This window comes from Nocardioides sp. (assembly GCF_030019515.1).
In the GTDB taxonomy this organism is placed as follows: Bacteria; Actinomycetota; Actinomycetes; order Propionibacteriales; family Nocardioidaceae; genus Nocardioides.
In genome coordinates, this window is sequence record NZ_JASEEQ010000011.1 from 17,712 (window position 1) to 42,939 (window position 25,228).

Here is a 25,228-nt window from a genome sequence, read left to right on the forward strand (position 1 = left end):
TGAGATCTACAACAAAAGAGCTGTCGGACATGCGAGGCAACCGCGTGCAGACCTGCGACATTGCGGCCCAGAATGACGCCAACTATCGAAGCCGAGACGTCCGCGACGCGTAGCGCACTATGGGCCAGAAGCAGCGATCAGGTCCGCGAAGTTCGTCTCGAGCTGCGCGGCCGTATCACTCACGGAGACGTCCCAGAGTTCGGCCAGCGCCGCGATCGCATGCTCCACGTGCCAGGGATACGCCGGAGCGCCATCTGTAGAAGCGAACGGCCCATCCGTCTCGGTGAGAATCCGCGTCCGGGGAAGCAGACGCAAAATCTCACGACTCTTGGGCGTCTGTAGCATCCCCGGCCCCACGCTGAACCAACAACCGGCTTCGACCGCGGCCTCCGCTTGCCTCGCCGTCCCGGTGAACCAGTGCAGAACGGGAATGCCCGCCTCAGGGGCCGCTTCTAGCGAATCTAGGACGGCCGCGACGGCAGACCTACTGTGGATGGAAAGGACTCGGCCGCCAGCATCCGCGCATGAGCGCAAGATGTGGTCGAACACCCGACGTTGAGTCTCGCGGGACGCCGCGAATCGCCGGCTGCCGTCTAGGCCGACCTCGCCGACGAACCGGGTCTCTGCGACGAGCTGGTCGAACAGGCCGAGCTCATGCTCACGCTGACCTGCCAGCTCCGGGTGCAAGCCGAGCGCGGTCTTCACCTGGGGGCAACCTTGGGCAAGCCGGCTCGTTCCACGAAAAGCTGTCGGCGTTGTTGTCACAGACAGCACCGCGATACCGCGCCGCTGCACCTCGGCAACGACTTCGACAGCGTTCCGATACAGGTCGAGGTGGCAGTGCAGGTCCACCGTCACGTGACCCCGAGGCTCTTGTGCAGCGAACCAAGTTCCTGAATGCCCCGCTTGAGCATTTGTCTCGTCGCGTCGCGGTCACCTACCGGCACGCTCGCGAGCGTTGCACCGAGCCACCGATCGAAGCCCTGGTCCTGGACCATGTTCAGTGCTGTCGCAACCGAACGCACGTCATCGAAAGCAGCATGTGACTCATCCTGCTGTCCCAGCGGCCCGAACACGTAATCCGTCGCATCAGGCTTCCCCCACCGCACGAAAGCCGCCCGCCGGATCTGACACGGCAGGCACCGCCCGCAGTGGGTGAACCCGTACCTTTGATACCTTCCGCAGCTGGTGCTCTGGTGAGCTAGTTCAAGCAGCAGGATCTGGTCTTGGCACTCCGTGAGCATCTCGCCCTTAGTTTTGAACCTGTATGGGTTCGTCAGGTCCACTTCGAGGCCGACACCGTCTAGGACCTTCTGAACGAGGTCTACGAACCGCGGGTGGACCGTACGAGTACTCAGGCTGCCGACGCGCATCGGCGTGAGCGGTGGGTTGATGGCGATGTACCCGTTCTCATTGACGAATAGGTCGACGGTCTCGCCCTCGCTGTACGCCTTCAGCGAGGTCGCGACGAGGACCCCATAAGCGATGAAGATCAGCGACCGGGCGCGCTGCGATCGTTCCTTTGGCCCGCCGATGTTCACATTGTGGTTCAGGTTCAGGACCTTCGCACCCAACTTGGCTGCAAACGCCTTCTGGTTGACTCGATCTCCGGGAACCGTGTGGCTGACGAAGTACGGCACCTTGTCGGCCTCGACTAGGTCGATACCGCCGATGAGGCTATCCAGTCCTCCGGACAGCAGGGCGACACAGTCAGCGGCTGGCGTCTGGAGCCGCTTTCCCTTCGGTTTCACAAACGGGACAGATCCGGAAGTGAAGGTGAAGCTCCATCGGTCGGTGGTCAGGAACGACAACGCATCCTTGATCCGGTCTGCCTGCGTGCTCCACAGGTCCGGGTCCGAAACCGGGACCTGGACCTCGAACTCCCTGGTCCACCCATCCGGACTTGAAGAACGCCACTCGGCGAAGTCGGCTGTGACTGCGGCCAGCGCAATGGACGCGAAGTCCCACGCGAGGGTGGCAGGAGATAGACCGGCTCGTCGGACGGCAGTGAGCATGGCCGCGCCGGCGGTCATCGTTCCAACGTTGCTTGGTCGTGCGTACAGCGTCACATTCACACCTGGAGATGGCGCCGTCTTCGTCGTGTTGCCGCTCTGCTGGGCCAGGGTGGCGAGTTCTGCCGTGACCTTCATTCGGTGTACTCCTCGAAAACACGGCAGCTGTCCTTAAGAGCAGCCTGAACAGTTTGGGCAACGGTTGCCGGGGTCAACTCGGCACCGCTGGCCAACTGGGCCCGGAAGGCGGCCCCGACGACCTCGGCCATGTACTCCTTAATCTCCTGCATGCGCTTGAGGCCCAGCGCTGCGCTTGGAGCCTTGCCCATTACCTGCTTGCCAACATCGAGTTCAAAGCGCTTGAAGACGTCGTTGGCAACGAACTTCTCCAAGGCGTACTCGCGCTGCTCGGGTGTGAGGTCGAGCAGATCGGCATCAGGGAACTCGTCGAGGAGCTCGGTGAGAGCTTCACTCACGGCCTCGCGGGCCGACTCGACGTCTTGCGTGCCGTCGTGTGGGCGGACCGCCTCAACGACCGCGTCCATGATCTCGTTCGCCGACTTGCCTACGAACTGCGCGCGGTCAAGGGGGGACCCGGGTTCGGACGGGTTGAGGGCCCGGCTCAGGCCCCAGGCGGTGTTGGCGGTCCCGGCCATCCGTCGCGCGAAGGTCGTGGAGCCGCCGTACCCGTTGGTGATGTAGTGCCCGACCCCGGCACGCATTGCACCCATGTCACCCGACTTCGCGAAGTTGCCGAGTTGTCGTCTGGTCGAGACGAACCGGCGCGGCGGCGAAAGGTCACTCGGCGGCGGAACGTTGGGCTGCTGCGCAGGAGGCTGGTTCCCGTCCTGGCTCTGCTCGTCGTCGGGGGGAACCGAGTCCTCTGCCCACGGCGGGACTAGCGATACGTTCGCGCCTGGGCCAGTGCTGCTTTGAGAGGTGCCCACGCCCTACTTCCCCTTTTCCGAGGCGATGGCCGCCTTCACGGGGCCGGCGATCTCCGAGCTCTCAACCCACGCCGCCATTACATCGGCGCCCCAACGGGTCGCAGCGACCCGCGGCACGATCGCCGCCTTGATGTGGCCGTGCGGTCGCCCGCCGATGAAGGCCGCGAGCTGCGACTCGAGGTTCGACGTGTCGGTTGAAATCTCGATGAGGGCCACCAGGACGGGCGGGGCACCCCACTCCTCGATCCGACGGGCAACCTCGAGCAATTTGTCGAAGATGCGCTGCTTGTCCACTGCCGATAGGCGGGAGATCTGTTCTCGCAGGCTCGCCGCCTGACCAGGCTGGCCCAGAAGGGCTTCAAGAATCTCGGCCGCCTCTGCCGAGATTGAGGCGTCATCGGTGATGACTGGCAGGTGTTCACGACTGACGTACATCGCGCCGCGCATGTCGATGTCGCTCAGGGGCGGTGCGAGCGCAAGCCAGTCCTTGGCGAACTCCTCGTCCCAACCAGGGAGGTACTGCGGCTCGACCGAAGCCACCTCCGCGGGAGGAGTCTTCGATTTGCTGCCCTTGGACCGCGCAGCAACGTCTGGAGCCTTCGCACCGTCCGGCTTGTCGGGCCCTGCCGTCGCGGCCGACCCGTCGTCGCCCTGAGGATTGTCCTGCCGAGGCTCCATCGCGGCCAGGAACGTCGGTCTGCCGTCCGGGCTGTTGTTGATCGCGGCAGCGAGCTCGTCGTACAACTTCTCAGGCGCCAGTCGCTCGAACAGCAGGAGCTTCGCCAGTACATGTTCGTCGACGGTGATGCCTTGGCGTGTCGCGACGCCCATCCGGACGGAGATCGTGTTCAGAAACCGCTTGATGAGCCTCGGGTTGCCAGCGATCGACGAAGACGTCATCAACCTCGTCAGCCGCTCGGCGGTATCGAGCTGTGCGACCAATTCCGGCTGCAGTTCCACATCAAGGCCGGAGACGAACTGGCGGTCTACCCGGCTACCCTTCCAGGACTCCCGCAACTGCTTGCAGATCGCAGCACGGATCGTCTCCTTCTGTGGAGCGGTCAGCGAGCTCCCCTCTACGTAGAGCAGGAACATGTACGCCCGGACCTCCTGGGTTCCCAGCGTCGGCACCCGGATGGGGATCTGGATGAGCTTGTCGAAGTAGTTCGTGACCAAATCGTCGTCGGGATTGTCGAAGTGCTTGCGCACCGCGTGCTTAATCATCTTGTCGTCAGCGGCGATCACAAATGCGGTTCCTTCTAGGAACAGGAAGAGGCGGATCGCCTCAAGCGTGGACACCGCAGTCTCCGGGAGGCAGCGATCCAGGTCGTCAATGAGCACCACCAGCGTCACACCCATCGCGGCAAGCGTCTCCTCAAAGGACGTGCGCAGCGCAGCGATCTGCTGGCGAGGGTTCAGCGGGTCGTCCTCCCCCTTAATCACGCCCTTCGCTTGGTCGACTACCTGTCCGACAGCATTTTCGCCATCCTCAATGAGGTCCCCGTCGACACCGCCCTTGCCCAAGCGCTTGGCCAAAGTGAAGACCTGGCCCAGCAACCCCACAGGCGGCAGCCCGAACGCCAACGCAGCCGCGGATCCGGCAGTCAGGCTAGCGACGCGGAACCAGTCCACGCGCGCGAGGAACTCGCGTGCTTTGTCACCGCCCGTCTGGCGCTCGTCTGCAACGCAGACCAGCTCGCTCGCGATGGCATCGAGCAAGGCAGCTCGCGCATCGTCGTAGCCCTGGTACAGCCACGCGTTGAACTCAACGAAGACGTACTTCGGTTTGAAGTCGTCGTCCGAGACGCCGTTGGCCGATGCGTCGTCACGGTCGCGACGCTCCAGAGCATCGCGGGTCTGCGTGACCAACGACGACTTCCCGACACCCCACGCCCCTGAGACGCCGATCGAAAGCGGCTTGCCGCCCGCCTGTTCGATCAACTCAACGACCGAGTCCGCAACGCTACCGAAGTTCAGATAGTCGACCTTCGTCTCCGCATCGACCCACATGAGTCCGTTCCTCCTCTGTCGACGCTCCTACCGTTCGGCGGTGCAGCCGCGGTCACTCGAACCTTCGCAGGAGACAGCCGGATACTGGACTCCGACTCAGATCATGCAGCGTCTCGCTACGGGGCGCCCACGCTACGCCGCGTTTTGCCTGCCTGCGCCATGCGCTGCCGCGGTGGCGCGCATGGACCTGGATGGGCACGTCATTCCGCATTCGCTCGCTTGTCCGCAGGTTGGGCGCGGGTGCGCACCCGACATGTGGCATCTGGACCCGCGTACCCAACCTCGCCCGCTACCTCAGATCGTGCCGTACCCAGGTGCCGGAACGGTGAAAACGTTCTCCACCCTCAGCAGCAGGTTCGGTTTGTCCATGCTGAATGACAGCCGCGCGAGTGTGATGTTGACGTGTGGGGACCCTGTCTCGACGAGGGTGTAGTTCTGGCCCAGCTCTAGCTCTGCCTCGCAGACACCCCGTCCGTTGGAAGCGGTGGTGAATTGCGAACCCTCGATGACCGCGCCCGCTGCGTCGTGAACCTCAAAGATGAAGCCTGCCCGTTCGAACCGTTTGCTGGGATCGTTCGGGTCCCTGACGATCTTGTTGACGGCCACTCTGCCCGTCTTGTGTTTGTGCGGCTCGGTGGGCTTCAGCGTGGAGGCGATGCCCTCCGCGTTATACGGCGGGACGAAGAAGATCCCACTGTGTTGCATCTGAACCAGAGGCCCGGATGCCGAGCCGCCGCCCATGAGAGCATCCGGTCCCGCGACGGTGCCGTCAGCGCGTGGCGGGAACTGCTGGTTCATCATCCAATCGTTGAATACGGCGTCAAATTGATTGGGCGTCGCTTGGAACGAACAGAAGTGAAGTCCCACCTGCACCGAGCCGTTGACGGCTTCGACAAACGGCATGCCCCGGCGGAATATCTCGTTATCATCATGGTGTCCACGTGGGCCGGCCTTCCGCACGTGCGCGTTCGGCGGGAGTGAGTCCGGGACGTCGGGGCTCTCTTCATGCGGGTCGGACCCGGGCGGCAGGTCCAGACGCGTGCCCTCCTTGTTTCGCCCCATCACTGCGTCACGGGTGGCATCGTCGCCGAGGCTCGCGAAGGCTGACGGATTCTGCAGGATCTTCATCGTCACCATGTACGTGCCGCCCTCGGCCCAGACCGGCTCGTCTGGTTGCCCGCCATCCCGGTGTACATACACCACCTGAGTCCGCTTCGATGACTTCACATTGCGCACTCCGTCGCGGTATCCGAAGGGCTCCGTCTCGTCGACACGCTGGTACCCACGCTCCAGGCCCACGCTCTCGATGACGGGAGTGGCCATGAGTGCCCGGAGCAGTTCTTCGACACGGAACTCCATCACCGACGCGACGTAGAGCAGCGCGTCGGCCGGCATCTCGGGAGCGCCGCCAAACCTCGCCGTTGGCGGACTCGCTTCAGGCGTGAAGCCTGCGGGGCGCTCCAGCGGGATGCCGAGGGCCGAGAGGCGGTCAAAGAACGAGGGGGCAAACCCCACGGCGACTGAGGCGAGCTTCCGTCCCTTTGATTCGCCACCTATTGGTTCTTCGCGGACCACCAACGCGTCGACGGCTTGATCGAGTGACGCCAGCCAGCCCTGTACCTGCTCGGCAGTGATGTCCGGCCGCAGCCGTATCGCTACGAAGTAGCCACAGGTCTGGGGATTCTTGTAGAGAACCTCCCGATCATCTTCCTTGCTGGGAAGGACTCCCTTTGCCTGTGCCATGTCGCCCCGTCTCTCATACTGTCGGTGACCCCCAGCGCGGGTATCCGCGCTTACTTCACGGTCCCACCAGCGCAGCGCAAGCGCGGGTATCCGCGACCATTCGGCGTGTCGCGGCTACCCGCGCATGGCGGCAGCGGCATGCTCACGGCATGCCAAAGACGAGCAACAAGCGAAGCCGTCGAGGAACTGACGTCCGCCAACGTCGTCATCAGGTCGGTGTTCGACTACTCCCCGAAGAACTGGAGAAGCTGCGTCGGCTCGCAGAGCGTGACGGGATCTCGCCCGCCGAAGTGCTCCGACGTTCCTTTCTCACCGAGGCCTGAGGACCAGATGCGACCGGACCGTGACCTGGGGGTGACTAGGACAGGTAGCGGTCGCTCCGATCCTTAGTCCGTTTCGGTAACATCAGCCCCTCCGCCGTCGCGGTATCAGGTACCGCGACGATCGATGCGCCCCGCATTCGGATGCACATCTCGTTGATCGCCAGGCCGTGCGAAGGCCTCCGGTTCTGCCGTGATCCGCTAGTGAGACGCTCCGTTCAAGCCGTCCGGATCTGGCGCGTACCGCGCGCACAGTCATGCCGATTAGCCGACGTGCCTTCACCGAGCGCTCCCAATGGGATCTGCTCAATAAGTGGTCCACTGGCTGACCTAGGTTTTCACGGGTGTCGACGGCTCCGCCCGTCTCGGTCACCCGTCGATGCCGAGTGCCTGCTTCGCGAGGGCGAGCAGGATGCCGCTGGCCGTGCCAGTCGCGATTTTGTCAGCGCTTTCGTACAGGCGCGCGGTGGCCCGCTGAGCGAGCGTGGGGTCGGCGCCCTGCTCGGCGGTCTCGATGTGCAACAAGTCTGCCCGGTCGTCGTCCGTGAGATCGAGGTCGGACTCGATGGCGCGGATCGCGGCGGCGAAGGTCTTGGCGTGCTGCAGGTTGAAGTTCGAGACATTTGCGGTCGCCGTTGCGCCGGGCGCGGTGGCGGTCGCGAAGACGTTGCCGCTACCGGCCATATTGAAGGTGGTCGTCACGGCCTGCGGGACCTGCTGTGCGCTTTCGGCCGCAGCCACCCCGCCCGCGTCTATCGCCTCGCGGCCGGCCCCGGTGATCCACATCGCCGCCGGACCGCCCCACGCCTCGATCGTCCCAACTAGGCCGCGGCTCTTGAGGTGCTTGATGGCCGCGTCGACTTCCGGACGACTGAACGGCTGCAGGTCGCTTGCACCCTCAAAGGTGGCCGTCCCTGGCCGGATTCCTGCGTCGGCATCGGAGTTAGCGTCGAGCCAGCTGAGGAGCTGCTCCCGGCATTCGGCTCGGCGGAAGCCGCGGTTATTGCGGCGCTCGCGCATCGCCTCCACGGCCGTCCGTCCTTCGGGGAGTATGTGGTAGCCGCCGGAGAGGCGGCTCTCCATCTCGATGAGCGCCCGCAGTCGCAGGCTTTGACAGGCCGAGAGCGCCTGTTCCTCGCCGAAGCGTTCGTAGAGTGGGCCAAGATTGGCGGGCTCGCGCAGCCGGCCCTCGTCGTTGTCATAGATGTGCTCGAGGATCTCGAGCTCGAGCTGCTCCTGCGGCGTCATCGAACGGTCCCCCTGAGCGTGGTTGTCTTGCCGCAGACGCTAGTGGTCGGGACCGACATCGCGAGCGAGTTCCGCGTGCCAGCCGGCGGCAAGTTGCGTCAGCAGGCGACCGCTTCACGCCAACGTCCTGACCGTCGGCCACGAGCCCGACCGCCGCTATGCGCTCGGCGCAAGCCGGTCAAGAGCGTCTCGGTGCGTCCGGATCTAGCCGCGATTCGGGTGCGACGCTCCAGCCGCTGCTCTTGTGTGAGTCAGACACGTGGACCTTTCTGCGTCCGGGTCCGCGGCTCGGCGCCTGGGTCGAACTTGTCGTCGCGAATCTCACCAGTGTCGAGGTCGACCAGGCCAAAGCGCGGCTGCCCGGGCGGCTCCTGCTGGTCGCGCGTGTGTCGACTGGCGGGCAGCGCGTCGACGTCGAGCGCGAAGGCGTCCTCACGGCGATGTGCGTTGGTCTCGGCGATGTGCTCGTTGTGGCGCGGCCTGCCCGGCCAGCGCGTGTGCTCGTCGTCGCAGTGAGCGCGCAGCCGGTTGCGCATCCGGTCGGCGAACGCGGGCAGGCAGTAGCGATGCCACTCCTCGAGCGCGTCGCTGGTCTTGGCCAGGCCGGCACGCCGGCGCTGGTCGGCCAGGGCCGCGATCTCGTGGACCAGGTGCGGGTGCAGTGGCCAGCAGTTCGGGATGAGGCCGGCCACGTCCCACGTGTAGTCGTGGTTGAGCCAGATCACGACCTCCTCGAGCCACTGCCACAGGTCGTGCCGCAGCGCGGGGTCCAGGCAGGTCGCCGGTTCCCAGGGGCGGGGCAGCAGGGTGTGGTTGCCTAGAGCCTTCTGCTCATCCTCGGTGCCGTTGACGGCGATGTGGAGCTCGCGGTAGGCCAGGCGGACCTGATCCCCGGGGACTGGGAACGGGTAGACCATCGGAGTCGGGTTTGACCGGCGGGTCTGCGGATCGATGGTCACAGTTCGCTCCCATCGTCGACGAACCCGAGTCGGCGGGCCTCGACCAGGGCGGCGGTGGCTCGGGCCTCAGGGGCGATGGCCATGCGCCGGTCGTTGGTCAGCCGCGCACGCAGGGCGCGCTGATCGGCCAACAGGCGTTCGCCGGTCCTGCCCTCCACACACCGGGTCAGCTTGGCGATGATCGGCTTGCCGTTCTCGGCGATCACCAGGGCCTGCCGCTCGGGCAGCTGGCGGACCTCCTCAGGCCTCATGATGGGGATGTCGTCGCCGGAGAAGCTGCGCCCGCCGCCGTTGAACCCGCCGCTGGAGTGGGAGACGCGGCCGATGCGGACGGTACCGAGCAGGTCGGAGATCTCCTGGTTGAACGAGACATCCTTCGAACCACCGAACATGACCAGGGCGTTGGTGAGTCCGAGCAGGGCGCGGGCCTCGTGTTCGCCGAAGATGCTCGTCAGCTGCGGTCGTGTCTGGGCCGCCCAGATGAAGGAGAGGCCCTGTGCTCGCTCGTTGGCCATCCTGGTGCGCAGTGTCGGAAGCGGCGCGGTGGAGGGCAGCTCGTCGAGCACCGAGAGCAGCGGCGGGCACAGGCGGCCGCCCCATGGGGAGTTGTTGGCCAGCAGGAGGCCTGTGTCCAGCACGTGCTCGGCCACCGCGGTCATCAGCGGGCTGGCCGAGGCGTAGGGGTCTTCGCGGCCCAGCAGGTAGATCGTGCCGCTGCGGCGGATGACGTCGGCCAGATCGGTGGCCGGGTGTCCGGCGCTGGGGATGCACCGGCGCCGGATGTCAGCCTGGAAGAACAGCGACACGGCCTGCTGGACGGTCGTCACGGTGTTGCCTGCGGTGCGGTCGTCGCCGTTGAGCGCCCCGTGCAGGAGTCCGTGCCAGAACGCCTCGGCGTGCGGGTGCCGGCGCAGGATCTCCATTGGCTGGGTGGCGGCGCCAGGGTTGGCCACCCACTGCAAGACGTCCTCGAGGGTCTTCCCCGTCAGCGCCGCGGCATGGAAGTAGCCCTGCAGGACCTTCGCGGATTCGGCGGCGTAGAACCGGGCCGCCTCGTCTCCGGTGCCGCCGTTGATCGCACCCTTGACGGTGCCGGCGGTGAAGGCCTTGGCGCGCCGTTCGGCGACCTTCGGATCCACGCAGCCGGCGATCGGGTCCCAGATCAGCTCGTCGACGACGCCCTCGGCCAGGCCGAACGGGTCGAGTACGACACAGGGTCGGTCGTCGCGGGACCGCTCGGTCAGGCTGAGCAGGAGGTCCTCCACCTTCGTCAGCGTCACCAACGCGGCTCCCGGCGCGCTCAGAAGGGCCGGCGTGAGCAGGTCGAGGGTCTTGCCGGAGCCCTGGGGGCCGATGACGCCGGCGGTGCGGTCCCACGGCACCCACAGGTCACCGCCGCGGGGCTCGTGGGCGCTGCCGATGCGCCAGCCGACGTCCCAGGGGTCGAACCTCAGCTTCATCGCTCCTCCTTCGTGAGCCGGCGGTCGAGCAGCCAAGGGCTGAGCCCCTGGCCGAGCGCAGGCCCCGGGCGGTCGGTGGCGTCGCCGGCGGCGCGGTGCACCGGCTCGGTGGCCGCGTGCTTGCCGTAGAGGTCGGGTCGGACGATGCCGGCGACCTTGCGGAGCCGGGTGACGCCCAGGAGCTTCTTGGCTTCGGCGGAGGTGGCCATGCCGCGCATCCGTCCGGGACCCCAGCGCTGGTAGGTGTAGACGCCGACCCAGATGGTGGCCGTCAGCAGGGCGATCTCGGTGAGGGCGAGGCCGGTCCACACCAGGCCACGGCCGGCGAGGCCGTCGGGGGTCGGGCTGGGCAGGCCTGCATCCGCGTGGCCGGTGAGGACACCGGGCAGGCTGGTCCAGAAGGCGGTCCCGATCGGGGAGGGGAAGGTGCCGGCATTGGCGTCGGGCCAGGTCCAGCCGGCGCCAGCGAGGAGGTTGGCGACCGAGCGGCCGAGTTGAATGCCGATGACGATCACGAACAGCGTGGCCAGCATCACCGCTGTCGGGATCTCCCAGGTCCAGGGGTATGGGTCTCGTCGTCGCTCACGCTGCACGCGCTGTCCGCCTCCTTCTGTGTGTCTGGCTGGTCTCCTATGTCCCGGGGAAGGTCGGGTGCGATCACGCGGCCTGTGTCGGCCGAGAGGCGTTCTGGGCGAGCCACGTCGACGGGTCGACGTTGTCGGAGCCGTAGATGGAGCCGTTCTTCAGGTGGACCTCGAAGTGCAGGTGGCAACCGGACACGTTGCCCTCCTTGCCGACCTGGCCGATCGGTTCGCCGGCGGCGACGGTCTGGCCGCGGCTGACGGTGACGGTCTGCATGTGGGCGTACCAGGTGGTCAGTGACCCGGCACCGGTGGTGACCTTGACCAGCTGCGGGCCGGCCCAGCCCTCGGTGGTGTCGATCTCGATGGTGCCGGCGTGGGCGGCGTAGACGGTGGTCCCGCATGGGGCGGAGAAGTCGGTCCCGGTGTGCCAGTTGGACCAGTAGGGGCCGGTCTCGTGCCAGTTGTGGTTGTCGGTCCCGACGTACTGTGACGGCACCGGGTAGACGACCTCGTCGCACGCCGCTCCGTCGAGGCCCACGGGCTGCAGCCAGGCGCCGGGCTTGACGTTGATGTGGACGTGATTGCGGTGATTTTCTGAGTCGCTGCCGCGGTCCTCCATGGGCCGCCAGCCCTCGGATGCGCGGGCGACGGACCAGATCCGCTGGTACCAGATGATGTAGTCGATCCTGAGCTCACTGGCGTGGGCCTTGGCGTAGGCCGCGAGCCGGTCGCCCTGGGCCCGGCCTGCGGAATTCAGCGGGACCATGAAGTCAGCGGCCAGCCCTGCGGGGTGTCCGTTGGGGTCGGTGGCGCTCTCGCGGTAGCCGCCGACGGTCTTGATGTCGAACATCGGGCCGAGGACGTTGACCAGCTGGGTCAACTGCGGCTTGACCGGGCCGAGGTTGTAGTTGGTCTCCGTCGCGACGGCGCAGCCGGCGCTGCTGCCGGCGGTGGTGGCGACCACCAGCGGGTGGTCGGCGATCTTGCTGGTCTGGGTGCTGTTGTCAACGCTGGCGTTGGCCCAGGTGAGGTTGGTGCCGTAGACGTGGTCGATCGGCGCGTCCTTCTTGGGCACCTTGCACGGCTCCGCCGACCCGCCGAAGCCGTTGCTCAGCTCGGGAGTGAGGGCGCAGTGGGAGGCGTTCTGACCGTCCTTGCCGTCGTTGAAGTCGCCCAGGATCACCGCGGGGGTTCCGGTGCCGGCGAGGTCGGTCATCGTGGCCAGCTGACGACGCAGCGCCTCCTTGCGGTGCGCGGCGGCGTCCCCGTTGGTGTTGGCCGGGTTGTGGACACTCCAGACCCAGATCACCTGACCGGCGTTCGGGCTGTCGGCGGCACCGGTCAGTTGGACCAGGGGCATCCCGACGTCCTTGCCACCGAAGTAGGGGATGTCGACGAGGCGGGCGTCGGTCTGCTCCCACTCGTTGCGGTCCCAGATGACCCTGTTCTGCGCCTTGCCGGTGGCCGGGTACATGCCCCACTTCGCCGCGTACCGCTCGGCCAGTGCCGTGGCCTGGGGGCGGTGCACTTCCTGAAGGCCAGCGATGGTGACGCCGGTGTTCTCGATCGTGCGCATCGCGCCCGGGAGTCGCTTGTCCCAGGTCTCGTAGCCGGCCTTCTCACCGCCGCCGCCGGGCTTGCCGTCGGTGTGGCCAGCACCGAGCAGGTTGAGGGTGCCGACTGTGATCGGGTTGACGGTGTCTTCCTGGCAGTCGGCGACGTTCGTGGTGGACCCGTCGTCGGGCAGGTCGGGCAGGTCGCCGCCGAGCAGGTCGGCGATGTCGCCGGCGACGTCTTCCCACTGGGCGTAGGCGTCGGGGTAGCCCGAGATCTGGACGGCCTGTGCAGCTTGGGTGAGCGGCATCTTCGACCAGCCGGGGATGTCGAGGAGGCCGGGGTTCGCGGTGTGCTGGGCCTTGCCGAAGAAGGCGCGGGCGGCCAGGACGGGGTTGGTGATCTCCGCGCGGCTCCCCCAGCCGGCCGAGGGGCGCTGCTGGAACAGGCCGCCGGAGTCGCGGTCGCCGCCGGTGAGGTTGACAAGCTTGGACTCCTGGATCGCGGTGGCGATCGCGACCTGCAGGCCGTACCGCGGGATCTCGAGGTCGCGGGCGACCTGGGCGATCGTGATCGCGTTGCGGGCCTGCTCGGCGGTCAGCGCCGGGTAGTTGGATGCGAACCGCAGCCGCATCAGCTGGGACAGCACCTCGCCCGTCGGTGGCCCCTCGGTGGCGGTGTGCACGGCGGGCACGGCTCCGTCGCCGGTTTCGGTGTCGGTGGTGGGCGCGTCCTCGGGGCCGGCGCCGTTCATGGCCAGCCGGGCGGCGATCCAGTGGTGGTCGGAGACCATGGTCCCGGACCAGCCGCGCTCGAGGCGCACGCCTTGGTGCTGGGGGAAGAAGATGAAGTCGACGGCGTGGTTCTGCCAGCCGTAACCGGCGGCCTTCATCTTCGCCGCGGCCGCCCACGGGAGGTTGGTGTAGGAGGCGTGGGTGTTCATATCGCCGCCGATGAGCACCGGGCCGTGGGTCGCGAGTGAGTTGCGCAGCTGCAGCAGGATGTCCATGCCGGCGCCGTACTGCTGGGGCCGGGTCAGCGGCGGGTTGCCGTGCTGGCGGGGGTACTTGTGCGGGTTGGTCATGTGGTGGGTCGCGATGATCGACACCACGGCGCCGTCGCTCTTGCGTTCCAGCAGCGCCCAGGTGGCATGCCGGTCCCAGGTGACCGGGCGCCCCTTGTAGAAGGTCTTGTCGTCGTCGGCAAGCTTGACCCGCCCGGAGCTTCTCAGGGCCCATGTGTCGCTCTTCCAGAGCACGACGTTGCCCATCGACTCAATCGCGTCGGCACCGCTCTCCGCCGGCGCGCGGTAGGCCGAGTAGCCGGGGCCGGCTGACTCGATGAAGGCCAGGCTGCGAGCGCTCTGCTCGCTGAGGGTCACGAAGTCCGGGTTGGTCGAGAGGACCTTGGGCATCGAGGCTCGGAAGCCGTCCGGGCCGGAGCGGGTGGGGATGTTGGCCGAGGCGACGCCGATCTGACCCTGGACCGGGCCGCCGATCGGCCCGTCGATGTTGCCGAGGTCGCCGAGCTCGGTGGGTGCTGTTCCTTGGCTGGCCTGGGTGCGGCACTCGGCGGCCGCGGTGGTGCTCATGAGCACCATCAGGGTGGCCAGGATCGGCATGCCGACGAGGATGATCAGGAGGGGCAGCCCGGCGAGCAGCAGCTTCTTCACGACAGATCAGTCCCGAGGGTGCTTATGTTCCGGCTGGAATCGTCAGAATTCATCGGAACTTCTAGAGAGCGATCTCTATGCACGACGGTTCGTTGGCCGGGTTTCTGGCGCCGTGAACCGCGTTTGTGCAGGTGGCGTGGGTTCAGGGGCATGGACTTCATCCATTGACGAATACTCGCTCTCACTGACGGTTTGGGTGTAGCGTCGATGCATGCTCTGCCCGCATGAACTGAGGTTCCGGTGAAGCTGGTCGCGCTGCCGGGTGGATCGACCGAGCCGGCTTTGACCACGGCGCAAGATGCTGAGGACTTCGAGCAGGAGCTGGTCGACCAGTACGCGCTGGCGATGGCGGCCTCGGGGTTGAGCGACGGACACATCCGCAACAGCCGGGCGATCGTGATCGAGTTCGCGCGGTCCTTGACCGTCCCGTTGTGGGAGGCGACCTGTGAGAACGCCGACGTGTTCTTGGCCGAGCAGCGTCGTCTGGGCCGCAGCGTGTCGACCCGCGCCGGCAAGGCGGGAACGCTGGCGTTGTTCTACGAGTTCCTCATCGCTCGCTACGAGGGCGCGATCCGTCAGGCCACTGGCGTCGCCGTTGAGCAGCCGATCGACGAGTACAACCGACAGCCCGGCCACTCGCTGGGCAAGGTGCGGGTGCCGCCGCGCGATGAGGAGGTCGAGGATCTGTTCGACGGCTGGCGTCGGTCGGTTCCGCAGGCGCGCCGCTATCTGCCTGCGGCACGGGACTACTTCGCGGCATCGCTGTGGCGTCGACTCGGCCTGCGGATCAACGAGACGGTCATGCTTGACATCCGCGACTGGCGGCCAGACCTGGGTGGGTTCGGCAAGCTCCATGTCCGGTTCGGCAAGGGCGCCCATGGTCGCGGGCCAAGGCCGCGGCTGGTGCCGGGCATCAACGGTGCGGCCGAGCTGATCGACTGGTGGCTGGCCGAGATCCGCCCCCAGTTCGGGGCGGACTGGGCCGACCCGGACGCACCGCTGCTGCCATCGGAGCGGATCGACCGCGACTTGGAGCGGTGCCGACGAGTGCGCGCTGATGTGCTGCGACGGACCTTGAGCAGCCAGGTCGACTGTTGGCTGCCAGCCTGGTCGGGACGCATGTCGCCGCACGTGCTGCGGCACTACTGCGCCTCCTCGCTCTATGAGGCAGGCATGGACATTAAGGCCATCCAGGAGTTGTTGGGCCACGCGTTCTTGTCCTCGACGTCGGGATACGTGCACGTGCGCAGCGACCACGTCGAACGCGCCTGGAACAACGCCAACCACCGAGTCGAGGCCCGACTCGGCTTGGACACCTGAACCCGCACCGATCCAGCGAAGTGACGAGCCGAGAGAGGAGACCAAGATGAAGTGGCAGTTACGTCTGCGGGCCGCTGAACGTGGGATCTGGAAGTCAGCACAGCTGCGCCGGATGCTCGCCGAGGCCGGCCTTGAGATCAGCGCCGGGAAGATGTCGTCCTGGTGGGCAGGGAGCCCACCGACGATGCGGCTCGCAGAGCTCGACGTGCTCTGCGCCGTCCTTGAGTGCACGCCCAACGACCTGATGACACCCGAGCCCGAGAAGGTGGCCGAGCAACGGCCCCAGAACACCGAAGCCGCCAACGGCAACGGCGACCCGGACGAGAATGGCGGCGGTGGGGGTGGCTCACCGAACGTGAGTCCGCGGTTCGGCAACCCCCGTTCCACCCCGCCGCTGTAGGCCCCGACGAACACTCCGTCGAACGCGAGGACCAGGTGCCAGCGCCGGGCCCGAACGCGCCGCTGCGGCTGCCGCAGCCGTGCGCCCGATGTGGGGGCAACCGAGTCGCGTGGACCAGTCCTCGGGTCGACTACTGCTACGGCTGCTTGCCCGGTGGTCCGTTCGTTGCGCCACCGTGCCGACGCTGCGGCAGCCACGACGACTACTTCAGCCAGGGACTGTGCAGCCGGTGCCATCCCAGCAGCCCCGAGCACATCGACTCCTGCAAGGGATGCCTGGCCTGGGGCGTCTACCCCCGCTACAACTGGACCTGCTGGTCGTGCAAGTGGTGGCAGACCCACTACCGCAAGGGAACCTGCGCCTTCTGCGGCCGCGAGAGCCATATCAGCGAGCAACGAGCGTGCCGGCTGTGCCTGGAGAATGCCCGCCTCGAGCAAACGCCCGGCCGCGCACCCGACATCGCCGAGGCGAACAGGCACAGCCAGCAGCTGTTCCTCGCCAACATGCTCTTCAAGCGGCGTGCCACCCCGCAGCCCGAGTACGTCACCTGGACGCGAAGATGGTCCCTGAAGAACAAGAACCAGCTGCCCCACCAGCCAGGAACCCGCTTCGACGACCAGGCCCCAGAGCAGCTCGCCCTGTTCGACATGGCACCCGATCCGGCGGTCCTGCGCCAGCGCATCCTGGTCGAAGACAGCGATCTGACCCGCTACTGCGCCGCGATCCTCGCCGACCACGCCCGTCGCTACGGATGGAGCGTGCGACAGCGCAATGCAGTGATGCAGACGCTTCGGATGCTGCAGACCGTGCGACCCACGCCCACCGCGAAGATCCGAGCCAGCGACGTCGTGGCCCTGCGCCGCTACGACGGCACCATCTCCTCCACCATCGACGTCCTGGCCGAAGCCGGCCTTCTCATCGAGGACGTCCCTACCCGGGTGGAGAAGTACTTCACGGCCAAGTTCACCGACTCCGATGGCAACTCCGATGGCAACTCCGGCGCGCTGCCGCCCTTGATGCGCCGGCACCTCGAGCTGTGGCTGCAGATCATGCTCGGTGGCTCCCGCCAATCGCCACGCCAGCTCCCGCGCGATCCGGCGACCGTGGAAGTGCACATCCGCGGGATCGCGCCGATCGTCCAGGCCTGGGCCGAGGCCGGCTACCAGTCCTTCGCCGAGGTCACCCACGCTGACGTCGTGGCTGCGCTGCCAACCAAGCAGACCGAGAGGCACTTCGCCGAACTCGGACTCAAGTCGCTGTTCAAGATCCTCAAGGGCCGCAAGCTCGTCTTCGCCAACCCAACTCGCGGACTCAAACCCACGCCGGTCGCGACCAACATCCCGCTGGCCGTCGACCCTGCCCTGATTCGGGCCGAGCTGAGCTCGCCCAACCCCGCCACCGCGCTCGCCGTGGCGCTGGTGGCATTCCACGCCCTGAGCCTCAGCCAGCTGCGCCACCTGCTGCTGACCGACATCGTCGACGGACGCCTGCACCTCGGCAGGCGAGACATACCCCTCGCAGCGCCTGTGCGGACCCGGCTGGCGGCCTGGCTCGACCACCGCAACCGAACCTGGCCCAACAGCGCCAACCCGCACCTGCTCATCAACCGGCGAACCGCACCCCGACTCGTCCCGGCAGGACCCAACTACCCCTGGCTCGGGTCTGCCTTGCGGGCCCAGGCCCTGCGCGAGGACCGGATCCTCCACGAGATCCACGCCACCGGCGGCGACGTCCGACGCCTGTGCGACCTCTTCGGACTCAGCATCAGCGGAGCGACGCGCTACCTTGGCACCATCGAGCACCCCGACCTGAGAATCGAAGGTCCACGAGTCCCACGAAAATGAACCCCGGTGCTGCGAGAACCCCGCAAGCAGGTGGCAATTCCCTGCGAAACCGTCAGTATTTCGACGAAAAGTCATAGTGCGAGAGCGATGGCCTCGTTGGTGTAATAGAGCTCCTTCTCGAGGGGGTGGAGCACGGTCTGGACCTTGTAGGTGGCGTCGCCGATGCACCACAGCGCCCGGCCCTTGTCCTGCATCGCCCACCCGGAGACCAGGTCCTGGGCGATCGGCCCGAGGCCGAGCATGGAGTCGAGTTCGCGCGCCACTTTCGGCTTCTGGCCGCCGAGGATTTTGATGTCGGCCAGTTCAAGCAGGTCCTTGGCGATCATGGTGGCTTGGGAGTCGGCGTCACCGACCGAGAGCAGGTCGGAGGGCTTGTGGAGGTTGGCGAACTGGATGTCGCCGCCCTTGCCGGCCATGCCTCGCGAGAGCCGCAGGTCGGCGTCGAAGCTCATGACTGCGGCGACGCCCAGCCGCATCTGCTTCCAGACCTCGTCACGCACGACGATGCGCAGGTCGCCGGGCTCGGCGATCTCGCGAAGCCCGCGGCCCCACGAGTTCATGCACAGCAGCGCGATGCCCACGGCCTCGTCGCCCAGGCCGTCGAGACGCGACAGGCTGAACGACTGGATCGGTGCCCGCCAGTCGACCTCGATGTTCGTGAAGTCATCGAAGAGGCCGGCCAGGGTGCCGGTGACCAGCTCGCCGAGCGCGTTGCGCAGCAGCCTGGTCTCGTCGAGGAACTGCCGTCTTGTTCCGAACTCGCAGGCCTTGACGAGGTCCTCGGAGGGATTGCGCAGCAGCTCCCACAGTTGCGGGATCGTCGTCTCGCGCAGCGTGGAGTTCCCGGCGGCGTAGCCGGTGAGGATCTGCAGCGCGTTGCGGACGACGTCGCTCTCGTCGGGCCCGAAGGGCACGCGTCGTTGGTCGTCGATCTTCATGCTGCCGACGAGCCCGCGGACCAGCACGAGCCAGCGCTTGAAGATGATCGTGGTGCGCCGCTGCGCTTCCTCGGCCGAGAGCTTCTCCCAGCCGTGTCCGAGCGGGCCCATCGCCAGCGGGCTGATCCGGGTGCGCAAGCCTGGGCCGATGACGAACGGCTCGACGCCGTGCGCTCGGCACAGCGACTCGTACTCGTCCTTCGGGTCGCCGAGGACCAGGGTGCGGTAGCCGAACGGCATCATCCGGTTGCAGAAGGCTTTGGTGGTGCCTGACTTGCCGGTTCCGGGCTTGGCGAACTGGAAGATGTTCGGGTTGGTCGCCGTGACGTCGTCGCGCAGCACCCACCCGAACGGGTCGCAGTAGAAGGAGCCGCCGGAGAGCTGGTCGACGCCCATCTGAGCCCCGGTCGGGGGCAGTGCGGGGGCTGACACGAAGGGCCAGAGCACCGGTGCCTGATCGCTGGTCATCCGCCACGCCTGGGCCGGCGCCTTGGCTGGCGCCCAGCCGCGACCGGGTCGTGCCGCACCCCGCCGAGGGGCGTACTTGAAGGATCGGGGCTCCTTGGCCTCGCGGGCCGGGGCCGGGGTGGTCGGCAGGTCGTGGCCGAAGTCCGAGAGCAGGGCGGCCATGTCGCGCCCGCCGCGGCGGTTGCCCCGTGCTGTGGTGGACATCAGGCGTCTCCGGACCGGGTGAGGCTGGTGCCCAGTGGGATGGTGGAGGCGGCGAACCCGGTGTCCTGGGCGAGGTCGAGCCGCAGCGGCGCGAACCCCGCGCGGCGCACCGAGGCGTCCAGCCGGCGGCCGAACTCGGTGATCCGCAGCGTCTTGGGCACGGTGACCGTGCACACGGCGTAGGGCCGGGTCAGTGCGTTGCCGCGGGCCAGCTTGGCGTCCAGACCGCGGGCCTTGTAGGCCTCGTCGCGCTGCTTGGCACGGGTCTTTCGGCCGAGCTTCTCGTTCATCCCTTCGGCCAGGTCGGCTGCCCACTCGGCGTTGCCGGACTGCCGGTCCGCCTTCGACTGCGACACGACCGGGTAGGCGACCAGGAACGAGCGCCGCTCCCCCGACTCGCTCGGGGTGAGGATCGGCGCCAGCGCACCCATCACCGCGCCACGGCTGGGCAGCTTGATGGTGGCGCTGATCGAGTTCCACGCGTCGTGGCTGTAGTGCCGCACCGTGGCATCGGCGCCAGAGGGTCCGGCCATCGCCCAGGGGACGTCGGCGTTGACTCCTGCGTCCTTCTCCCGCATCGCCAGCGCCTCGACGATGCCGGCCCGGTCGCCCGGAGCGAACCCGGTCCGGCTCGCCAGTGCGAGTTCTGGGCTGGTCAGCCACCGCACCGAGGTCATCCCCATGGGCCCGCGCAGCTGGGCCTCGATCTCGGCCATGAGGAGGTAGATCTCCCGGCCCCGGCCCTCAAGGCCACCGCCGGACTCCTTGGCCGACCGGGTGATCCGGGTCTCGGGAACGACGATGGTCACGAACATCTCCGTGCGGACCGAGGCCCGGGTCAGTCCGTGGGCGAGGTCGCTGTTGACGAGCTCGGACAGCTTCGGGGCGTTGGGGCGCCGGTGCTTGTTGACCCACAGCTCCCGCTCGGCGCCGTCTTCGGGGACGGTGCGCACCATGAAGAGGATCTCGTCGACCTTCTCGGTGCGGCCTGCGACGTCGATCAGCCCGGCGAGACCCTCGCCGTAGCGGGTGCGCTCCTCGATGTCCTTCATGCCGATGCCCGGGTGGACGATCGCGGCGGTGACCGCCCAGGTCTTGGTCGCGTGGTCCTGGATGATCGCGACCCGCTGCAGCTGCGATCCGTGCGGAGGCCCGTCGTGGATCTGGATGCCCTGCAGCACACCGGGCAGGTCCGGGGTGTCGAGGTCCTCGGCGCGACCCTGGGAGGCCCTGGCCCGAAACGACGTCCATCCGAGCAGGCCGCCGACGGCGTACATCGTCGAGGCGAACACCCAGCCGGTGGCCGAGCGGCCCCGGACCGGGATGATGGTGATGGCCAGCGCGAACAGCCAGACCATGGCGAACAGGAGGGCGGAGAACCAGGCTCCGCGGCTGATCGCCCAGAACGCCGGCAGGCTCGCCAGCGCCAGGAACATCAGTTGGCCTCCGGATAGTCCGAAGAACCAGCCGATCCGGTCGCGCTGGTAGTCGGCGTAGGTGGTCATCGATGGGTTCCTTCCATCTCGTCGGGGTCCGTATGGGGGGTTGCGCGGATCGGGTTAGACCGCGACCGGGGGGATTCCGCCAGCTGCTCCGGCGCCACCGGCACCGCCAGCCGCTCCCCCGCCGCCTGCAGCCGGTGTCTTGGGTGCGGCTCCCGCGCCACTTGCTCCACCGGAGGAGCCGCCCTGGCCACCGGAGCCGCCGCCGGGGCCACCGCCCGTGGGCAGGGTCGGTGGAGTGGGAGGTGCGGGCGGCATCGGCGGGCTCGGCGGGTCCGTGTCACTGGGGTCGCCGCTGTTCTGCGACCCGGGGTGGGTGCCGCCGGACTGATCCCCGGACTGGCCACCGGACTGCCTGCCGCCCAGCCCGCTGAAGTCGGGCCCGTAGGTGCTCTGCCCGACACCGGCCTGGTTGGACTCATCCGACATCAGCGAGGTGGCCTTGGCGCCGGCGCTGTTGATCCAGCCCATGCCGGTCGACATCGCCTGGCCGACGGGGCCCAAGCTGCCCAGGAAGCCCTGGGTGGACTTGTTGAACCGGTCGCCCGTGGACGCCTCGGCGCTCTGCTCGCCGCCCGACCGGCCGCTGGGGTCCATCGCGGAGGCCGCCGAGGAGCCGCCACCGGACGCGCCGCCGCCGACCAGTCCCTGCAGGCCGCCCTGGATCGCCATGCCCTGCCGGAACGACGCACCCGAGGGGGTGCCGGGGTCGACGAAGGCCAGCAGCTTGAACAACGCCAGCGGTGCGACGACGCTGACCAGGATCAGCATGACCGCGGGGAGTGCGGTGCCGACCGACTTCTCCGCGCCGTCGGCGAGGTGGGCCGCGACACCGCTGGACATCTGTACACCGATGCCGAGCACCATCACCATCAGCACGGGGGTGAACGCCGCGGCGTGGAACCAGCGCAGGCTTTTCCAGAACCAGGAGCGGGTGAAGTCCGAGACCAACCCGGCTGCGGACAGCGGGCCGGTGGCGGTCAGGACCAGCAGCGAGGCTGCGCGGGCGAGGTAGACCAGGATGTGCCCGATGGCGGCCAGCCACAGGAAGATCCCGAGGAAGGCGAGCACAGTGGCCACCGCCGCGTCGGAGACGTCTTCGGCGCCGAGGCCGCCCAGGGGGTCCCAGTCGGGCCAGGTCTGCACCTTGAGCAGCGACTTCATCAGGGCCCGGGTGAGGGCACCGCAGGCCGCCACGATCATCCCGCAGTAGCCGAACCAGCAGGCGCAGACGATGACGAACTGGCCGGCGCCGATGAAGGCGTGCGCGAGGCTCTTGCCCTCGCGCTTGAAGGCCGCGGCGCCGAGCTGGATCATCGCCAAGATGACCACCATGGCGAGCGCCAGCCAGAGCGTGAAGGCGTAGACGTCCTTGCCAGGCCCGTCGGCGCGCAGGTCGGGGGTCAAGAACAGCTCGCTGAACGTGAGCACGATGCGCAGCACGAACAGGCCGCTATTCCAGATCGCCAGCATGGCCGCGGTCCAGGCGTCGGCAGCGGCCTTGGCGATGACGTCGCCGATGGCCTCGAACGGGTTCGGGATGTCGCCGAGGCCGGGGATCCCGCCTCCGAAGAGATCGCCGAGGTTCGGGAGCCCAGGAACGCCGGGAAGACCGGGGACGCCGGGGAGACCGCCCAGCCCGTCGCAGACCGCGTCCAGCAGGCCGCAGCCGGGCAGCCCGTCCGGGATCAGGTCGCCGGGGCTGGGCAGGTCCTCGGCGAGCCCGCCGAGGCCGTCGAGTGCACCGTCGACGCCGTCCGTCACCCCGTCAGCTGCGTCCTTGCCGCAGTCGATCGGGTCTTCGGCGCAGTCGAGCGCGTCGCCGCCGAGGTCGCACAGGGCGTCGGGACCCGGGCAGCCCTGCTTGAGGTTGCGCGCTGGGAGGTGGCCGGCGGTCTCTACGCGGGCGGACACGGCGGGCGCTGCGGTGGTCAGCGTCGTCGACGTCGCGGTGTCGGCGGCCGCTGCGGCCGGCGGCTGCAGGGTCGAGGCTGCGCCGAGGAGGGTGGTCAGCAGCAGAACCGCGAGGGCGCCGATCCCGATGCGGATCAGGCTTCCGCGACTCGTGCGGGACGGGCGGTTGGTCGGGGCGGTCACTGCGTAGCGCCGTTGATCGGCACCCAGCCGACCTGTTTGAACTCCGGGGTGGTGGGGGCGACCGCTTGCGGCTGACCCTCCTGGACCAGGTGCTCGATGTCCTCGGAGCTGCCCTGGACCAGCCGCCAGTCCCAGACACCATCGACCTCGAGCCACCGCATGAGTTGGGTGCCGGCGTACAGGCCGTCCTTGACCTCGCCTTCGGCGGTGGTGAGCGTGACGTAGCTCAATAGGTTCACCGCGTAGTAGTCGGTGCCCAGCTCCTCGAGGCTGTAGGCGATCGGTGTCACGGCGTACGACGCGGGCGTGGGCACGTCGCCGTCCCTGGGGACGCCGGCCTGCTGGCGGCGCAGCGCGACGGCGTCGCGGGCGCGCTCCTCGAAGACCGCCTTATCGGCGGGGTCGGCGTAGAGGCCGGCGACGGTGACGGCCTGGTCGTAGTCGAACCCGACCTGTGCCTTGGCGACCTCGATCTGCAGCGCGACGGCGCCCAGGTCGGTCTGGGGGAATCCGGTCGGGTAGCCGTTGGCCTGGTCGGCGCCGCCGGGGATGACGACGCCGTCCGTGGGCGCGGTCTCGGGGGCGGTCTGCTCGACGCCGGAGGACTGCGTCGACAACGAGGACGGGTCGCCCGTGGTGGTCTTGTCGCTGCCGTCGGCGCGGCCGCGGGCGCCGAGCCAGACGGCCGTGGCGACCAGGCAGGCGATGGCCACCAGGGCGCCGATGCGCAGGAGGTTGCTGCGCGAGTTGCTGTCGGTCATCAGGTTGCTCATCAGTGCTCGTCTCCCGAGTAGCTGGGGTCGGTGGTGTTGTCGGTCGACCAGGTGCGCCAGCCGGCCTGGTTGGCCAGGGCGGTGCCGGGCCAGGTCGCGGGTGCGGGTGCCGGCGGTGCTCCGGGGGCGACCATCCAGCGGCCGCCGACCCACTGCATGCGCTCGCAGTGCGCGAATGCGATCTGGGCCTCCTGCTTGTAGGTCGCGGTGACCTTCATCAGCACGCAGACGACTGACCAGTCGGGGCCGTCGGTCCCTTTGACCAGGGCGGCCGCCGGCTCGAGGGTGACCGAGGCGCTGGGGTCCTTGACCTCGCCCATGTCGGTGCTGGTGAGGAAGGCGCGGACGCTGGCGGTGATCCACCAGTCCTCGGCGCTGACTCCGCCGGGCAGGGCCCAGGTGCTGTAGACCTCCTGGGCGGTCTGCAGGCTCATCGACTGCAGGACCGCGGTGTCGATCTGGGCGAGCTGCCCGATCGCGCCCTCGGGGGTGTGGGGGAACCCGGTCATGACGAACCCGGGGCCGTTCACGCCGGTCCCGGCAGGGATCTGGATGGTGGGCGCGGTCTCGCTAGCCGTCTCGGCCGGGAAGGCGGCGCTCTCCGGGACGGTCAGCATCGGCTCGGCCGCCATCTCGTCGCGGTGGGCGGTGCCCTGGGCCACGGTCGAGCGGTCGGCCTCTCCCGTGGCCGCTCCCGGCGTGGCGTTGGCGTCGTCTCCGATGCCGGCGAGCCCCAGGTAGACCGCGTACCCGACGCCGCCGAGCAGGAGCGCAGCCACGACGACCGCGGCCACCAGGATCCCGAGCAGACGGCCCCGGCCCCACTCGGAGCCCCCGGCATCCGGTGCGGCCTTCGTCGTGACTGCGCGCCGCATCAGATGCAGCCCTGGCCGAGGATGCCGTTGAGCATGCCGGGCAGCGCCAGGTAGGCGATCGCGCACATGAACACGACCACGATCGAGATGACGCCCACCTTCGAGGCATGCTGCATCGAGAAGACGCGGCCAGCGATGATCGCGCCAAGGCCGATGATCAGGCCGAGGCCGAACAGGATGATGACGCCCCACAGCACGTAGCCGGTGATCTCGTTGGTGGGGCCGACAGCACCGGGAGGAGCCTGCGGGCAGACCTTGGCGGCCATCACGGTAGTTGCGGTCATGAGGTCCACGGGTG

19 protein-coding genes are annotated in these 25,228 nt (G+C 67.9%); 3 read left to right on the top strand and 16 right to left on the bottom strand.

Annotation, left to right across the window (positions count from 1 at the left end; translation table 11 throughout):
- Window positions 1-117 precede the first annotated feature (117 nt).
- From qatD to QMC84_RS15550, 10 genes are all read right to left on the bottom strand, one after another.
- Window positions 118-858: a Qat anti-phage system TatD family nuclease QatD gene (qatD, locus tag QMC84_RS15505; protein ID WP_300376159.1), complete on the bottom strand. Its 741-nt coding sequence runs from the start codon at window positions 856-858 to the stop codon at window positions 118-120.
- Window positions 855-2,150, bottom strand: coding sequence for a Qat anti-phage system QueC-like protein QatC (gene qatC / locus QMC84_RS15510; protein ID WP_300376161.1), 1,296 nt, complete (start codon window positions 2,148-2,150; stop codon window positions 855-857). The genes qatD and qatC overlap by 4 nt, the downstream gene beginning before the upstream one ends.
- Window positions 2,147-2,743 (bottom strand): Qat anti-phage system associated protein QatB, encoded by a 597-nt coding sequence (qatB, locus tag QMC84_RS15515; RefSeq protein ID WP_300376163.1) that lies wholly within the window; start codon window positions 2,741-2,743, stop codon window positions 2,147-2,149. The genes qatC and qatB overlap by 4 nt, the downstream gene beginning before the upstream one ends.
- A 219-nt stretch (window positions 2,744-2,962) precedes the next feature.
- The gene (locus QMC84_RS15520) at window positions 2,963-4,969 is read right to left on the bottom strand and encodes a P-loop NTPase fold protein (RefSeq protein ID WP_300376165.1); all 2,007 of its coding nucleotides are present in this window, start codon (window positions 4,967-4,969) and stop codon (window positions 2,963-2,965) included.
- 294 nt (window positions 4,970-5,263) lie between these two features.
- On the bottom strand, window positions 5,264-6,712 hold the full coding sequence (locus QMC84_RS15525) for a Dyp-type peroxidase (protein WP_300376167.1): 1,449 nt from the start codon (window positions 6,710-6,712) through the stop codon (window positions 5,264-5,266).
- 689 nt (window positions 6,713-7,401) lie between these two features.
- Complete coding sequence (locus QMC84_RS15530) at window positions 7,402-8,280, bottom strand: hypothetical protein (protein WP_300376169.1); 879 nt, start codon at window positions 8,278-8,280, stop codon at window positions 7,402-7,404.
- A gap of 251 nt (window positions 8,281-8,531) precedes the next feature.
- The gene (locus QMC84_RS15535; RefSeq protein ID WP_300376171.1) at window positions 8,532-9,197 is read right to left on the bottom strand and encodes a hypothetical protein; all 666 of its coding nucleotides are present in this window, start codon (window positions 9,195-9,197) and stop codon (window positions 8,532-8,534) included.
- 38 nt (window positions 9,198-9,235) lie between these two features.
- A complete protein-coding gene (locus tag QMC84_RS15540; protein ID WP_300376173.1) occupies window positions 9,236-10,699 on the bottom strand; it encodes a TraM recognition domain-containing protein in 1,464 nt (487 codons plus the stop codon).
- Window positions 10,696-11,292: a hypothetical protein gene (locus tag QMC84_RS15545; RefSeq protein ID WP_300376175.1), complete on the bottom strand. Its 597-nt coding sequence runs from the start codon at window positions 11,290-11,292 to the stop codon at window positions 10,696-10,698. The genes QMC84_RS15540 and QMC84_RS15545 overlap by 4 nt, the downstream gene beginning before the upstream one ends.
- Window positions 11,293-11,356: 64 nt before the next feature.
- Window positions 11,357-14,509: a peptidoglycan DD-metalloendopeptidase family protein gene (locus tag QMC84_RS15550; protein ID WP_300376177.1), complete on the bottom strand. Its 3,153-nt coding sequence runs from the start codon at window positions 14,507-14,509 to the stop codon at window positions 11,357-11,359.
- A 240-nt stretch (window positions 14,510-14,749) separates the two neighbouring features.
- On the opposite strand from QMC84_RS15550, the gene QMC84_RS15555 reads away from it, so the two are divergent.
- The 3 genes from QMC84_RS15555 (at window position 14,750) to QMC84_RS15565 (ending at window position 18,073) form a co-directional block, all read left to right on the top strand.
- Window positions 14,750-15,829: a tyrosine-type recombinase/integrase gene (locus tag QMC84_RS15555; protein ID WP_300376179.1), complete on the top strand. Its 1,080-nt coding sequence runs from the start codon at window positions 14,750-14,752 to the stop codon at window positions 15,827-15,829.
- Between the two features lie 46 nt (window positions 15,830-15,875).
- Window positions 15,876-16,229, top strand: coding sequence for a helix-turn-helix transcriptional regulator (locus QMC84_RS15560; RefSeq protein ID WP_300376181.1), 354 nt, complete (start codon window positions 15,876-15,878; stop codon window positions 16,227-16,229).
- A gap of 146 nt (window positions 16,230-16,375) precedes the next feature.
- A complete protein-coding gene (locus QMC84_RS15565) occupies window positions 16,376-18,073 on the top strand; it encodes a hypothetical protein (RefSeq protein ID WP_300376183.1) in 1,698 nt (565 codons plus the stop codon).
- A 71-nt stretch (window positions 18,074-18,144) separates the two neighbouring features.
- Here QMC84_RS15565 and QMC84_RS15570 read toward each other — a convergent pair whose 3' ends face one another.
- From QMC84_RS15570 to QMC84_RS15595, 6 genes are read right to left on the bottom strand one after another with little or no spacing between them, the layout of a single operon-like run.
- The gene (locus QMC84_RS15570) at window positions 18,145-19,683 is read right to left on the bottom strand and encodes an ATP-binding protein (RefSeq protein WP_300376185.1); all 1,539 of its coding nucleotides are present in this window, start codon (window positions 19,681-19,683) and stop codon (window positions 18,145-18,147) included.
- Complete coding sequence (locus tag QMC84_RS15575) at window positions 19,683-21,188, bottom strand: SCO6880 family protein (RefSeq protein ID WP_300376187.1); 1,506 nt, start codon at window positions 21,186-21,188, stop codon at window positions 19,683-19,685. The genes QMC84_RS15570 and QMC84_RS15575 overlap by 1 nt, the downstream gene beginning before the upstream one ends.
- Before the next feature lie 54 nt (window positions 21,189-21,242).
- A complete protein-coding gene (locus QMC84_RS15580) occupies window positions 21,243-23,282 on the bottom strand; it encodes a type IV secretion system protein (protein ID WP_300376189.1) in 2,040 nt (679 codons plus the stop codon).
- Window positions 23,279-24,055, bottom strand: a complete 777-nt coding sequence (locus tag QMC84_RS15585; RefSeq protein WP_300376191.1) for a hypothetical protein — start codon at window positions 24,053-24,055, stop codon at window positions 23,279-23,281. The genes QMC84_RS15580 and QMC84_RS15585 overlap by 4 nt, the downstream gene beginning before the upstream one ends.
- The gene (locus tag QMC84_RS15590) at window positions 24,055-24,930 is read right to left on the bottom strand and encodes a hypothetical protein (protein WP_300376193.1); all 876 of its coding nucleotides are present in this window, start codon (window positions 24,928-24,930) and stop codon (window positions 24,055-24,057) included. Before QMC84_RS15590 ends, QMC84_RS15585 begins: the two co-directional genes overlap by 1 nt.
- Entirely contained in the window at window positions 24,930-25,214 is a 285-nt protein-coding gene (locus QMC84_RS15595; protein ID WP_036492604.1) for a hypothetical protein, read from the bottom strand. The genes QMC84_RS15590 and QMC84_RS15595 overlap by 1 nt, the downstream gene beginning before the upstream one ends.
- Window positions 25,215-25,228: the final 14 nt, after the last annotated feature.

Bases quoted from the DNA above. Each gene is read 5' to 3' on its own strand.
- qatC (WP_300376161.1), bottom strand. From the start codon at position 2,150: ATGAAGGTCACGGCAGAACTCGCCACCCTGGCCCAGCAGAGCGGCAAC.
- qatB (WP_300376163.1), bottom strand. From the start codon at position 2,743: ATGGGTGCAATGCGTGCCGGGGTCGGGCACTACATCACCAACGGGTAC.
- QMC84_RS15520 (WP_300376165.1), bottom strand. From the start codon at position 4,969: ATGTGGGTCGATGCGGAGACGAAGGTCGACTATCTGAACTTCGGTAGC.
- QMC84_RS15525 (WP_300376167.1), bottom strand. From the start codon at position 6,712: ATGGCACAGGCAAAGGGAGTCCTTCCCAGCAAGGAAGATGATCGGGAG.
- QMC84_RS15530 (WP_300376169.1), bottom strand. From the start codon at position 8,280: ATGACGCCGCAGGAGCAGCTCGAGCTCGAGATCCTCGAGCACATCTAT.
- QMC84_RS15535 (WP_300376171.1), bottom strand. From the start codon at position 9,197: ATGGTCTACCCGTTCCCAGTCCCCGGGGATCAGGTCCGCCTGGCCTAC.
- QMC84_RS15540 (WP_300376173.1), bottom strand. From the start codon at position 10,699: ATGAAGCTGAGGTTCGACCCCTGGGACGTCGGCTGGCGCATCGGCAGC.
- QMC84_RS15560 (WP_300376181.1), top strand. From the start codon at position 15,876: ATGAAGTGGCAGTTACGTCTGCGGGCCGCTGAACGTGGGATCTGGAAG.
- QMC84_RS15570 (WP_300376185.1), bottom strand. From the start codon at position 19,683: ATGTCCACCACAGCACGGGGCAACCGCCGCGGCGGGCGCGACATGGCC.
- QMC84_RS15575 (WP_300376187.1), bottom strand. From the start codon at position 21,188: ATGACCACCTACGCCGACTACCAGCGCGACCGGATCGGCTGGTTCTTC.
- QMC84_RS15585 (WP_300376191.1), bottom strand. From the start codon at position 24,055: ATGAGCAACCTGATGACCGACAGCAACTCGCGCAGCAACCTCCTGCGC.
- QMC84_RS15590 (WP_300376193.1), bottom strand. From the start codon at position 24,930: ATGCGGCGCGCAGTCACGACGAAGGCCGCACCGGATGCCGGGGGCTCC.
- QMC84_RS15595 (WP_036492604.1), bottom strand. From the start codon at position 25,214: ATGACCGCAACTACCGTGATGGCCGCCAAGGTCTGCCCGCAGGCTCCT.